Source organism: Cellulomonas sp., assembly GCF_965229465.1.
In the GTDB taxonomy this organism is placed as follows: Bacteria; Actinomycetota; Actinomycetes; order Actinomycetales; family Cellulomonadaceae; genus Cellulomonas.
Genome location: NZ_OZ245882.1, coordinates 3,499,287 through 3,512,434 on the forward strand (window position 1 = coordinate 3,499,287; position 13,148 = coordinate 3,512,434).

The following is a 13,148-nucleotide window of genomic DNA, read 5'->3' on the forward strand; positions in this document are numbered from 1 at the left end:
CGGTCCCGCGCCTACTCCGGGTACGGGAGCAGCCGTCCCGCGAGGTCGCGCGCCTTGCGCAGGGCGGCCGACGACCCCGGCCGGGCGGCGAGGTCGGCCAGCCCGGGCCAGGACGCGGCCTCGGTGGGCAGGAGCCTGCGGTCGCCCGCCTCGCGCAGGAGCCCGGCGTGCAGCAGGGCGACGTCCAGGACGCGGTTCAGCCAGTGCGGAGGCGCGCCGTGCACGCCGGCGGCGTACCGCACCGACTCGACGAGCACGGGCCACAGCACGGGCAGCGTCGTCGGGTCCGACTCCAGGAGCTTGACCATGCGGGCAGGGCTGACGTCCGGCTGCGTGGCGAGGGCGCGCATGGCGATCGTGACGGCCGCGGACCCGACGATCCCGCTGCGCAGGATCTCCTGCGCGTAGTAGTGCACGTGACTGAGGCTCGCCAGGATGACGGCGACCATCGAGGTGGTCAGCGGCGGGACGGAGTCGCCCCGCCGGAGCGGACCGTCCGTCTCCCCGCGCCAGTCCCGGTGCGGGGAGACGACCAGGCGGCCGGTCGTCTCGTCCCAGTGCAGCCAGACGCCTCCGGCGGCCGAGTACGCCGCGCACTGTCCCTCGTTCTCGAGGTCGTAGAACCACTCCTTGACCACGGAGAACCGCTCGCCGGGCCGGTCCGGGAGCGTGAGGTCGACGACCAGCCGCTTGCCGGGAGACGTCGGGTCCTCCCACTGCGCGGTGAGGGTCGCACCGTCCTCCACGGCCGGGCGGGTGCCGGCGCCGGGTGCCCAGACCTCCTCGAGCAGGATGCTCGGGGGCTCGACACGGGCGGGCGCGACGACGGGCACCGTGGCGGCGGGGAGCTGTGCCACCACGGCGCGTGCGGCGGTGACGGCGTTCGACGAGCCTGCCCGGCCGGCGAGCGCCCGGACGCCGGGCAGGTCCAAGGCGGTCGAGGTGGCGTCGCCGGACGCCACGGCGGCGAGGACCGCGGGCAGCAGAAGCCGCATCGTCTCTGTGACCTCCGCCGTCCCGGCAAGCATCCGCGGCGCACGCAGCGACGCGAGCAGCACGTCGTCGAGCAGGGGCCACACCACGCTGAGCAGGCCTTCGGCGGCGAGGTCGCCGCAGGCCCGTGCGAGGGCCGCGAGGTTCGACGGGGTCCGCGCCCAGTCGAGCAGCGCGGCATCGGCGACGCCGGGGCGCAGCAGCCCGCGCTCCCACGCCTCGTGCACCGCGGTCGTGCCGGCGGCAGCAGCGGCCGGGTGGAACCCGCGCTGGGCGCCGACGAGGTTGACGGCGAGCCCCGGGGTCAACGGTGTCGCGCGGCGCACGTGCTGCCGGAGCTGCAGCCCGACGCGTGCGTCGTCGGACTGCTCGATGTCCCGCACCGCGTCACCCCACGTCGGGAACGTCTCGATCCCGGTCATCCGCTCGTGCCGTGCCGGGAACGCCGAGAGTGACGAGGGGACCTCGAGCTCTGCGGACCACCAGTCCTGCGAGGCGCCTCCGAGCCGGAGCTCGGGCTCCCGGAACGGGTCGTCGAGGTAGGCGCGCACCGTCGGCCCCGCGGTGAACGGGGCGCGGGTGCCGTCCTGCAGCACCACAGGGACGGGCAGGCCGTCGAGGGCGGCGCGCACCTGGTCGGTCACGCGTGCCAGGTCGACACGGGTGCACGCCAGGTACAGGTCGGCCTCGCTGGCGCAGGCACCGGCGGCGACGTACGCGGCGAGCCGCTCGACGAGTTCGGCCGGGTCGATCCGCAGGTCGACCCACGACGGCGTGGACAGCAGCGCCGGTACCTCTCCGAGACGTTGCAGGACCGCCGCCTCGCGCGCGTCGACGGGGCCCCAGACGACCCCTCGCCGCCTCTGCGTCGGTTGCGTGTCGAGCATCGACGACCGCTCACCCGTGACCCACTCGTGGACGCAGCGCAGACCGCTGACCCAGGAGGGCCGCACCCCGCCGAGCGCCGTCCGGGCCTCGGCGCGGTCCCGTGCAGCGACCGCGTTCGCCAGCGCGAGGAACCGCTCGACCTCGACGTCGACGACAGCCTCGGGGCGTCCCGTGAGCAGCGCGGCCGCCTCGGTGAGCGCAGCGCCGGAGACAGGCCCGACCTCGAGGCGGGGGACGTCCCAGACCGGCGGGGTCGCCCGCCACAGCCCGGTCGCGCCGGATTCATCGTCGAGTTCCTCGACCGACATCCCCCATGCGTCGGCGAGCGCGAGGGCGGCACGGGCGACCGTACGGTCCGTGCCGGACGTGTGGAGCAGGACGAGCGGCGCGACGGCGTCGACGACGTCTCGGTGCGGACGCGGCCGGTCCGCGGCCGCCGTGAGCAGCAGGCGCAGCACCTTCTTGGTCCGCACGGGCAGGGTGACTGCGAGGACGTCGCCGAGGACGTTGTCGGACACGCCGGCGACGAGGCGCGGCGCGAGCAGCTCGACGACCGGCCCGTCGCCGCGAGCGAGGACGGTGACCAACGCGTCGGCGCGCGCGACGAGCTCGTCGTCGGACAGCGCGAGCGGGCCGGTCAGCACCTGCGCCCACACCTTGCGGTCGCCGGGCCGCTGGGCGGCGTCGAGCGCGGCGACCACCAGGTCCACAGCCTCGTCGCGCGACAGCCACCCGCGGGCGACCGCGGCCGGCACGACCGACCCGAACGGACCGGTCGCGGGGACTCCGGCGCCCACTCCCGCGCGCACGTGCTCGGGCAGACGACGCTCGATCACCGCCGGCTCGCACCACCCACGGTCGGCCGGGACCAGATCGGCTTCGCCGCTCAGGACGCCGAGGGCGTACACCGACCAGTCCTTCAGGTACGCGATCCGGTCAGGCACGGGCAGGTCGAACCGGTCGACGAGCCGCACCACAGCGCCGGCGTGTGTGCTCGTGGCGTGCTCCCAGACACGTTGGTCCGTCCGGCACACCTCGGCCACGAACTGCCCGACGAACTGCGCTCCGCGCGCGCCGACGAGGCGCGTCGCGAGCTCGTCGTCGATGGCCCGCGGCCCGGGCAGGAGGCGGGCGGTCCGGCGTGCGTCCACGCCGACGCGCACCGCGAACACCGCGAGGACGTCCGTGTCGACGTCGGTCCAGGGGATCCAGCCGTAGGTTCGCTCGTCCAGCTGCCCGAACTCGCCCCACTCGCCCGACGCCAGACCGTCACGGGCCACGCGCTTCTGCTCCGGCGTGCCGAGTGGCAGCGACTCCACGTCGGCCAGGCTCGCCGAAGCCCAGCCGAGCTCGGTGAACACCTCGATCGCCGCAGCGGTCCGGGCCGTGATCATGCGGAGGCCTCCGTGAGGATCTGGACGGCCAGGACGTGAGCGCACGGCCCCCGTCCGGTGCCGTGGGCGAGGAACCAGGGGCAGGTGCACCGGCCACCCGCCGTCACGCGGTGGTCGGGGCCGCCCGTGCGACTGCGGACCGACCACCCGTCGGCCGCGGGGGACACGGCCCCGTCGGTGACGAGGCGGCGTGCACCGACCAGCCGCGGGTTGTCCTTCTCGACCCGCTCCGGGTCGTGCGGGAGCTCGCGGTGGAACCACGCGGCGTCGTGCACGTCCCAGCCGACCCGTCCGTCCGCGGCGAGCACGGCGAGCGCCGCCCGGACGCGCGTGTCGTCCAGACCGGTCCCGCGGACGAGGTCCGGTACGTGGATGACGGGCTCGAACGCGAGCAGGGCACTGACCAGATCGGCATCCTCCGCGACGGTCGCACCCGCGAGCGAGGTGAGCAGCGACCCCTCACCGGAGTGCCCGCGCCACGCCTCCTCGGTGAGTCCGAGCACCAGCCGGGCGCCGGGCAGCGCGAGCTCGACGACGACCGGTCCCGCGTCCGCGCTGCCGTGCACGGTGAGACCGGCGACGTGCGGCAGCAGCCTCTTCACCGCGCTCAGCCGGTGCACACCGGTCACGAGCACGGCGCCCCCCGTCGGCCGTGCCGTGAGCCGGACCCCGGTGCGGTCCGCGACCAGCCACCCCGTGCGGCTGGTGCTGGTCGCGGACGGCAGGCTCGCGACGAACGCCTTCGCGTGTGCGGCGCCGACCGTGAACGCCGGGACGAGCCCGTGGTGCAGCTCCGCGACGTTGCCGAGCGCGCGGACCCACCGACCGGGCATCTCCACGGGACGCTCGGCCACGGTCGCCTCGGGGCTCGACACCGTCAGCCCGGTGCGCCCCACGTCGAGGTGCAGCAACCGGTCGCGACCCATGTGCGCCAGCGCGGTCCGCGTGGCCGGACCGATGTCCACGTTCGTGGTGCCGTGCGCGACGGTGCCGCCGTCGATGCCGTCCGGCAGCAGGTCCAGGCGGGCGTACACGCTGTTGCACGCGGAGAAGCACTCCGCCCGCAGGCGGTCACCGTGCGCCGTGAGCACCGGGTCCCGCAGCGACGACGGCGTGAACTGGAAGTAGCGCGTGGCGGTGACGTCCGCCAGCGTCAGCAGCGCCCGCGCAAGCACCTGCGGGTGGGCCGCGAACCCGTGGAAGAAGCTCGGGTCGTCGACGACGCCGGCCGGGGTGAGAGCCGGTGCCAGACCCAGCGTCAGACCGTGCTCACCCAGGTCGGAGGTGGTGGAGAACACGCGGGTCGTCACCGGCCGAAGTGTAGGGACCGCCGCCCCTCTCGGGGGCACCGGTGCTCGAGGACCGCTGCGGACCTGGCTCCGTCAGGCAGGCGACATGCCACGGAACTGCGCGAGCCTCTCGTGCTCGACCTCCACGGCCGTGGTCGTCCGGCGCGACCACGGCACCCACTCGTCGAGCTCGAGCGCAAGCCGCTTGCCCCTCGCGCGCGGTCGCCACAGCCCGACGACCTCCCCGTCCGCCAGGACCGCTCCGGGCCGGCCGATGGTGGGCCAGAGCGCCTTGTGGTGGGCCTTCTGCGGCACCGTGAGCTCGCGGTTGCGGCCCTGCAGGAACAGGTCGTACGGGCCGAGCAGCCGCACCAACGGCTCGTCGGGCGGGTCGTGGAGGGCCGAGAGGTCTCCGTCGAGGATCTCGGCGGGCGTCCCGTCGACGTCCACCTCGACCGCGTCGTCGGGCCACCGGGCCGACACGTCCCGGAGCGTCGAGTCGAGGTAGACCGCGGCCTGCTTGCGGGTCAGTGGACCCAGCAGGTGCAGGAGGCTGCGCAGCACGTCGAGCGGACCGTCGTCACCGTCGGCCGGCCTGTCGAGCACGCCCACCTGACCGGCCGGCCACCGGGGGATGCGCCTGACGACCGGGGGAGACGTCCCGGGCTCGAGCTCGAGACCGGCGTGCAGGGCGGCGAGCCGGAACGTCATCTCGTACATGTGCGTGGCGCCGCAGCCCTCGCACCAGCGCAGGTAGGGGTCGGGCAGCTCGGCCGTCATCCGGGTGGACAGCGCTCCCTTGGCCGTCGGCTCGTGCACGACCTCGTGCATGGTCCGCGAGACGGTGGCGAGCGCGTCGAGCACGGTGATGTCCGCGGCCGCAAGGGAGGCCGAGGCGTTGATCACGCGCTTGGCGGCGTCGGCCTCGGAGTACGGGCGCAGCGCCTTCTCGACGGCCTTCAGGTCCGACCGACGGTAGGCGTGCGGGGCGCCCCGCAGCGTCCACGCGAGCGCGAGCTCGTCCGGCCAGTCGTGCGCGGCGACCGGGACACCACGCAGGGCGAGCGCCCACAGCGCGCCGTCCGGGCCGGTGTCCTGCACGCCGTGATCGAGGATCGCGGCGTCGTCGGGGCGGCGTCGGGCGCTGGTCGGCCGGTCGAGCTGTTGCGCGTGGACGCGGTACCGGAGGACCTGCTCGCGGGTCACGGACATGGGTCCACCGTGGCACGGGCCTCCGACACCCGTCAGCCGGGGCCGGCGCCGAGGATCCCCGGCCCTGCCGCCCGGAGCACGCGGGCGTACCGGTCGGCCGCGCCGTCGGGCAGCAGACCGTCCAGCTCGAGCTCGACGAGGCCGTGCACCAGCGCCCACAGCCCGAGCGCCGGTTCCTGGGCGGCGGACGGCCCCACGCCCAGGACGCGGGCGACGGCGTCCCGCAGCACGCCGAACGTGGCGCTCGCCGTCGCCTGCCCGCGCGTCCCGTCCTGGAGGCCCGCGCCGGCCGCGCCGAACATCACCCGGTAGAAGTGTGGACCGTCGAGCGCGTTCTCGCGGTAGGCGAGCCCGAGGCCGAGCAGGTCAGCGGCGGGATCGTCGGTGCGGGGGACCGCCGAGAGACGTTCGGCGAACCGGGTGAACGCCTCGTCGCCGACGGCACGCACCAGGTCCTCCCGGCTGCCGAACAGCGAGTACACCGCCGACGCGGACGTGCCCGCGCGGGCGGCCAGGTCACGGACGGTCAGCCCGCTCGCGCCGGCGGCCGCGATGATCGCCGACGCCTCGGCGAGCAACCGGGTGCGCAGGGCGTCGTCGTGCACGCGTGGGCGGGCCATGCGGCGAGTCTAGGGTCTTGACGGGAGTTTACGAACGATGTTCCATAACATCGTTCACAAACCAGGAGGAACCATGCTCGAGCTCACCGACGCCGCCCGGGTCACCGCCGGGATCGTCGCCCTCTCCGTGGTCGCGATCGAGTCCGGGGGCGCCTTCATGCTGCGGGTCGCCACCGGCAAGGAGCAGGCCACCGCGTTCCAGAAGACCTTCTATCGCGCCGGCCACGCGCACGCGGGGGTGCTGGTGACCCTCGGGCTGGTCTGCCTGCTGCTGGGGGAGGCCACGACGCTCACCGGCTTCTGGCGCTGGCTGGCGCAGACCGGGGTGCTCCTGGCGGCGATCGTCATGTCCGCGGGCTTCTTCTTCTCGGCCATGGGACGCGGCCGCGAGGCGCCGAACAAGGCGGTCGCCCTGCTCGGCGTGGGGGCCGTCCTGCTCGCCGCGGGCGTCGCGACGCTGGGGGTCGGCCTGCTCCTCGGGTGATCGCACGGGCGACACGCGCCCGGGCGCGCCCGTCCGGTCGGCCGCCCCGGCTAGTTTGAGGACCATGGCGACTCGTACGTCCTCCCCTCGCGCCCGCTCCGGTGCGCCGGCGACGTCGCGCGCCACCGGCAAGCCGACCGGAAAGGCTGCCGGATCCTCTCGCCCGCAAGGGCGCAGGCCGGCTCCGCCCCCGCCCCGACCGGCCCTTCCCGTCCGCATCGTCAAGGGCGTGTTCATGGGCACGGCGCACCTCGTCGGCGGCACCGCGCGCCGCGTCGGCAAGGGTGCCCGGGACCTCGACCCCTCGCACCGCCGCGACGGCCTGGCGTTCACGCTCCTCGGTCTGGCCATCGTCATCGCGGCCCGCGAGTGGTGGGACCTGTCCGGCACCGCCGGCACCGTCGTGCACAACGTCGTGGCGGGCACGTTCGGCAAGGTCGGCGTCGTCGTCCCGGTCGTCCTGCTCGGGCTCGCGGTCCGGCTGATGCGGCACCCGGAGCGCGTCGAGGCCAACGGGCGCATCGTCATCGGCCTCGGCGCGATCACGCTCGCGGTCTGCGGTCTGGTGCAGATCGGCGCCGGACTGCCCACCACCGACGACTTCCCCGCCCTGCGGCTGGCCGGCGGGATGGTCGGGTTCCTGGTCGGTACGCCGCTGGCCAGCCTGCTCACGCCGGGCGTGGGGGTGGCGCTGCTGATCCTGCTGGCGTTCTTCGGCGTCCTCGTCGTCACCGCGACGCCGGTGCACCAGGTGATCCCGCGGCTGCGCGGCGTCTACGACAAGCTCACCGGCAACCACCGCGAACCGGCCGCCGAGGTGGAGGACGACGCGCCCCTGGTGATCAACGCCCTGCACACGGCCGTCCCCCAGATCGAGGCCCCACCGGCCAAGCGGGGACTGCTCGGGCGCCGCCGCCAGCGCGCCGACCAGGTGGACGAGCCCGAGGACACCCGCCTGGACGGGTACGACGGCGACGAGGCGTTCGCGCGCGCGGCCATCGTCGCCGCCGCAGAGGCCGAGGCGGAGGCGCAGCTCGCCCGCGACGCCGCCCCGGACACCGTGCCGACGACGGTCGTCGCGGCGACCAAGCGCCCGCTGACCGCGCCCGAGACCACGCCCGTCCCGCGCGGCGAGCAGCCGATGCTCGGCGGCGACGTGCTCTACACCCTCCCGGCCGAGGACGTCCTGGCCAAGGGCGCCCCGCACAAGGTGCGCTCGGCCGCCAACGACCGCGTCGTCGAGTCGCTGACCTCGGTGCTCGAGGCGTTCGAGATCGACGCCCAGGTCACCGGCTTCACCCGCGGCCCGACGGTGACGCGGTACGAGGTCGAGCTGGGCAGGTCCGTCAAGGTCGAGCGGGTCACCGCGCTGAGCAAGAACATCGCCTACGCGGTCGCCAGCGCCGACGTCCGCATCCTGTCGCCGATCCCCGGCAAGTCGGCGATCGGCATCGAGATCCCGAACACCGACCGGGAGACCGTGTCGCTGGGCGACGTGCTGCGCTCCAGCGCGGCCAAGCGCACCGAGCACCCGATGGTGATCGGCGTCGGCAAGGACGTCGAGGGCGGCTACGTCACCGCCAACCTGGCCAAGATGCCCCACCTGCTGGTGGCCGGCGCCACCGGCGCGGGCAAGTCGAGCTTCGTGAACTCGATGATCGTGTCGATCCTCATGCGTGCGACGCCCGACGAGGTCCGCATGGTCCTGGTCGACCCGAAGCGCGTGGAGCTGACGGTCTACGAGGGCATCCCGCACCTGATCACGCCGATCATCACGAACCCCAAGAAGGCCGCGGAGGCGCTGGAGTGGGTGGTGCGCGAGATGGAGGCGCGCTACGACGACCTGGCCAACTTCGGGTTCAAGCACATCGACGACTTCAACACGGCGGTCCGCGCGGGCAAGGTCAAGCCGCTGCCGGGCTCCGAGCGCAAGATCGCCACGTACCCCTACCTCCTGGTGGTCGTCGACGAGCTCGCCGACCTGATGATGGTGGCCCCGCGCGACGTCGAGGCCTCGATCCAGCGCATCACGCAGCTGGCCCGTGCCGCCGGCATCCACCTGGTGCTCGCCACGCAGCGCCCCAGCGTCGACGTGGTGACCGGCCTGATCAAGGCGAACGTGCCGTCCCGGCTGGCCTTCGCCACCAGCTCGCTGACCGACTCCCGCGTCGTGCTGGACCAGCCCGGCGCCGAGAAGCTGATCGGGCAGGGCGACGCGCTCTTCCTGCCGATGGGCGCCGCCAAGCCCATGCGTACGCAGGGTGCCTGGGTGTCCGAGTCGGAGATCCACGCGGTCGTCGAGCACGTGAAGAAGCAGCTCAAGCCCTCCTACCGCCAGGACGTCGCGGTAGCGGCGGTGAAGAAGACGGTCGACGAGGACATCGGCGACGACCTCGACCTCCTGCTCCAGGCCGCCGAGCTGGTGGTGACCACGCAGTTCGGGTCCACCTCGATGCTCCAGCGCAAGCTGCGGGTCGGGTTCGCGAAGGCGGGTCGGCTCATGGACCTGCTCGAGTCGCGCGAGATCGTCGGGCCCTCCGAGGGCTCGAAGGCTCGCGAGGTGCTGGTCCAGGCCGACGACCTGCCGGGCACGCTCGCCATGCTGCGCGGCGCGCCGGGCGAGGAGGAGGACGACCGGTACGCCATGGGCGCGGACGGTGCCCTGCCGGGCGAGCCTCCCGTGGCGACCGACTACTTCGACGGTGCGGAGGAGGACGACGCCGGGCAGTGGTCCGGCGGGGGTCGGTGAGCGGCCCGTTCCCCGGCCCCTGGGGGGTCGTCAGCACGGTGATCGCGATCGTCGCGATCGTGGCGCTCGTGGCCGTCCTCATCCTGCTCGGCAGGCAGCGCGCGCAGGTCCGTCGCGCGATCGAGCTGCTGGAGCTGTCCCGCGAGCTGCGGCACCGGTACGACGCCCTCCAGGCCGTGACCAAGGAGGGCGTCCTCGTCCAGTCGTTGTCGGGCCGGGTGCTGGACATCTCCGAGCGTGCGGCGGCGATCCTCGGCATCGATGCCAGGTCAGCCGTCGGACGGTCGGTGGGCGACCTCCCGGTGGTCCTGGTCAACGAGATGGGCCTGGCCATGAACCCGGCCGCGGTCCTGGGCCACCGCTCCGGCGTCGCCCGGGCGGGGTGGACCGTGGACTCCGAGCTCGTCGGCGTCGCGCTGCCCGGGACGGACACCACCCAGGCGCGCATGGTGCAGGTGGCCAGCCAGCTCGTGCCCGCCGGTGACGGCGAGGCCGCCGCGGTGCTCACCACGCTCGTCGACGTCACCGGCAGGCGCGAGGTCGAGGCCGCCCTGTCGCGCAGCGAGATGCAGTTCCGGGTCGCGATGGAGAACGCGCCCATCGGCATGGCCCTCGTCGACGTGGAGTGGCGGATCGTCGAGGCCAACGCCGCGTTCGCCGAGCTGCTGGGTACGAGCGTCGGAGCCCTGCGCGGGTACCGGATGGAGGACCTCAGCACGCCCGAGGGCCGGCCCGCCGAGCGCCTCGAGGTCGACCGCCTGCTCGGCGGCGGGCAGCACCGGTTCTCCCTGGAGAAGCGGTACCAGCGGGCCGACGGCCACGAGGTCTGGGTGGCGCTCGACGCCGCGCTGGTGCGGACCCCGTCGGGCGCCCCGGACCACTTCGTCGTCCAGGTGCGCGACTCCACGGAGTCCCGGCTCCAGGCCGAGATGCTCACGCACCGCGCCATGCACGACCCCCTGACCGGCCTCGCCAACCGCACGCTGCTCCAGGAGGTGCTCCAGGCGGTGCTGGAGCAGCCCGGGGTGGTCGACCGGGTGGCCGTGCTGGCCTGCGACCTGGACGGCTTCAAGGAGATCAACGACCGCTACGGGCACGCCGCGGGCGACGAGGTGCTGGTGCACGTCGCCGGCGTGCTGCGCGCCGCGACCGCCCGCCGGGGCACCGTCGCGCGGCTCGGCGGTGACGAGTTCGTGGTCGTCGTGCAGGACCTCGACGGGCCCCGGGCCGTGTTCGAGGTGGCCAGCGCCATCCACGCCGGGCTCCAGGAGGCGGTCCGGGTGGGCCGGCGCCGGCTCAACGTCGCCGCGAGCATCGGCATCGCGATCGCGGACCCCGACTCGATCGAGGGCGGCGCCCCCGGTCTGCTGGCCGCCGCCGACGCCGCGCTCTACCGGGCCAAGGGCTCCGGTCGCGGGCGCACGGAGGTCTACGAGTCGTCGATGACGATGGGGTCGGCCTCCGACCTGCACCGCGAGCTCGCCGCGGCGATCGCCGAGGACCAGCTGGTGGTCCACTACCAGCCGATCGTGGACCTGTCCGACGCCCGCGTCGTCGGCTACGAGGCGCTCGTGCGGTGGGAGCACCCGCAGCGCGGTCTCCTGCTGCCGGCCTCGTTCCTGTCCCTCATCCAGGAGGCGGGGATGTCGGTCGCGCTCGGGCAGCTGGTGGCCACGCGCGTCGTGGAGTTCGTCGCGTCCATCCACGACCGCACGCGCTGGGTGTCGGTGAACGTGTCGGCCGACCAGCTGGGGGACGGCGAGTTCGCGACGACGCTGCTGGCGGAGATCTCCCGGCACCGGCTGACCGCGGGCCGGATCGTGGTGGAGCTCACCGAGTCGTCGCTCGTCGCGTCCGGCACGCGCATCCGGCACGAGCTCACCCAGCTGTCCGCGGCGGGTGTGCCCATCCTGCTCGACGACTTCGGGACGGGCGTGTCGCCGCTGTCCTACCTGAGGGACCTGCCGGTGGCCGGGGTGAAGCTCGACATGTCGTTCACGTCCGGCATCCCGGAGGATCCGACCGCCGGCAAGGTGGCGCGGGCGCTCGGGGCTCTGGCGCGCGAGCTGGCGATGGTGACCATCGCGGAGGGCATCGAGCACGAGGAGCAGGCCGAGTACCTGCACCGCAACGGCTGGCGCTACGGGCAGGGCTGGCTGTACGGCAGCGCGCAGCCGGGCGACATCAGCCGCTGACGCGCGGCACGACGGCGGGCGCGGGGCCCGTGGGCGTCGTCGGGGTGGTGCGCTGCGGAGCCTGGGTGCCCGCGGCCTCGAGCACGGCCGCCGTCCGCTCCGCCACCTGCGCGGCGCTCAGCGTGGCCGTGCCGCCGGGGATGTCGACGAGCGCGTGCACCTGGTGGCCGCCGAGCCGGTCGAGCGTGATCGGTGTCCACTCGACCCCGGTGACCCGCGCCGGCCCTGCGGGCCGCCCCTCGGCCGGGAACGCCCCGGTGGCCTCGACGTGCGCAGTGAGCAGCAGCCCGGAGGACGTCTTCGGCGAGCAGCACTCGCCGTCCTGGTTCGACACGTAGTTGCCGAGGCCGTACGCCACCCACATGCCCTCGCCGCGGGGTCCGCCGTCCAGGTGCACGACCGGCTGCGGCACGTGTGCGTGGTGGCCGATGACCAGGTCGAACACCCCGGAGTCGGCCAGCTGCTGGTCGATCGCCACCTGCTCGGGCGTCGGCTCCGTCTGGTACTCGACGCAGCAGTGCACGCTGGCGATCACGAGGTCGGCGCCGGCCGCGCGCGCCGCGGTCGCCTGCGCCACCATCGCGGGCACGTCGATGAGATTCACCGACCACGGCTTGTCCGCGTCGACCGGCATGCCGTTGGTCGCGTAGGTCGCGGCGACGTGCGCGACGGTGATCGTCCGACCGCCGCGCTGGAGCCGGTAGAGCTGCGGCTGCGACTGCTCGACCGCGGTGCGCGCCGTGCCGGTGTGCCCCAGCCCGGCCGCGTCGAGCGCATCCAGCGTCGCCGTCACGCCGGCGAACCCGCGGTCGACCGAGTGGTTCGACGAGGTCGAGCAGCCGTCCCAGCCCTGCGCCCGGAGCGAGCTCGCGATCTGCGGCGGCGTCGCGAACATCGGGTAGCCGCTGGGTGCCGTGCCCGCGGGCGTGACGGCCACCTCCAGGTGGCACAGGGCGAGGTCGGCGCCCTGGATCCACGGGTTCATGGGCCCGAGGACCGGCCCGAAGTCGTAGCCGTCCGCGGTGCGGGCGCTGGAGAGCACGGGCAGGTGCGGGAGCACGTCACCGGCGGCGACGATCGAGAGCTCCGCATCCGGGTCGGGCGTCGGCGTGGGCGTCGGAGTGCTGTCCGGGCTCGTCGGCGACGGCGAGGTGGTCACGGCGGTGACCGGCGGACCTGCCGGTCGCAGTGCTGCTGCGACCGCGCCGAGGCTCACGAGGAGCAGCACGAGGATCGCGAGGCCCGCGACGACGGGAGTGCGGCGGCCGGCGCGGGCGTGGCGGGTCACAGGCGGACTCTAGGTGGTGAACGGGGCATGACGTGC

Annotated in this window: 8 protein-coding genes; 3 read left to right on the forward strand and 5 right to left on the reverse strand. The window is 74.3% G+C overall.

The genetic code is table 11. From position 1 onward, the window contains the following. Positions 1-11: 11 nt before the first annotated feature. The 4 genes from ACO06A_RS16585 to ACO06A_RS16600 all read right to left on the reverse strand — a co-directional run bounded on the left by ACO06A_RS16585 (position 12) and on the right by ACO06A_RS16600 (position 6,396). Complete coding sequence (locus ACO06A_RS16585; RefSeq protein WP_421733301.1) at positions 12-3,275, reverse strand: DUF6493 family protein; 3,264 nt, start codon at positions 3,273-3,275, stop codon at positions 12-14. Then, a complete protein-coding gene (locus ACO06A_RS16590) occupies positions 3,272-4,585 on the reverse strand; it encodes an SWIM zinc finger family protein (protein WP_421733302.1) in 1,314 nt (437 codons plus the stop codon). The genes ACO06A_RS16585 and ACO06A_RS16590 overlap by 4 nt, the downstream gene beginning before the upstream one ends. 72 nt (positions 4,586-4,657) lie before the next feature. Next, positions 4,658-5,776 carry a DNA glycosylase AlkZ-like family protein gene (locus ACO06A_RS16595; protein WP_421733303.1) on the reverse strand — a complete coding sequence of 373 codons (1,119 nt, stop codon included), beginning with the start codon at positions 5,774-5,776 and terminating at the stop codon, positions 4,658-4,660. 32 nt (positions 5,777-5,808) lie between these two features. Continuing rightward, on the reverse strand, positions 5,809-6,396 hold the full coding sequence (locus ACO06A_RS16600) for a TetR/AcrR family transcriptional regulator (protein WP_421733304.1): 588 nt from the start codon (positions 6,394-6,396) through the stop codon (positions 5,809-5,811). Positions 6,397-6,469: 73 nt separating this feature from the next. Here ACO06A_RS16600 and ACO06A_RS16605 point away from each other — a divergent pair, with 73 nt between their 5' ends. The 3 genes from ACO06A_RS16605 to ACO06A_RS16615 all read left to right on the forward strand — a co-directional run bounded on the left by ACO06A_RS16605 (position 6,470) and on the right by ACO06A_RS16615 (position 11,824). Further along, on the forward strand, positions 6,470-6,880 hold the full coding sequence (locus tag ACO06A_RS16605; protein ID WP_421733305.1) for a hypothetical protein: 411 nt from the start codon (positions 6,470-6,472) through the stop codon (positions 6,878-6,880). Positions 6,881-7,115: 235 nt separating this feature from the next. Further along, positions 7,116-9,629: a DNA translocase FtsK 4TM domain-containing protein gene (locus tag ACO06A_RS16610; protein ID WP_421736085.1), complete on the forward strand. Its 2,514-nt coding sequence runs from the start codon at positions 7,116-7,118 to the stop codon at positions 9,627-9,629. Continuing rightward, positions 9,626-11,824 carry a putative bifunctional diguanylate cyclase/phosphodiesterase gene (locus tag ACO06A_RS16615; protein ID WP_421733306.1) on the forward strand — a complete coding sequence of 733 codons (2,199 nt, stop codon included), beginning with the start codon at positions 9,626-9,628 and terminating at the stop codon, positions 11,822-11,824. The genes ACO06A_RS16610 and ACO06A_RS16615 overlap by 4 nt, the downstream gene beginning before the upstream one ends. On the opposite strand, the gene ACO06A_RS16620 is transcribed toward ACO06A_RS16615, so the two are convergent. After that, entirely contained in the window at positions 11,814-13,112 is a 1,299-nt protein-coding gene (locus ACO06A_RS16620) for a CapA family protein (RefSeq protein WP_421733307.1), read from the reverse strand. The two genes, ACO06A_RS16615 and ACO06A_RS16620, sit on opposite strands and share 11 nt — an antisense overlap. Between the last annotated feature and the right edge of the window lie 36 nt (positions 13,113-13,148).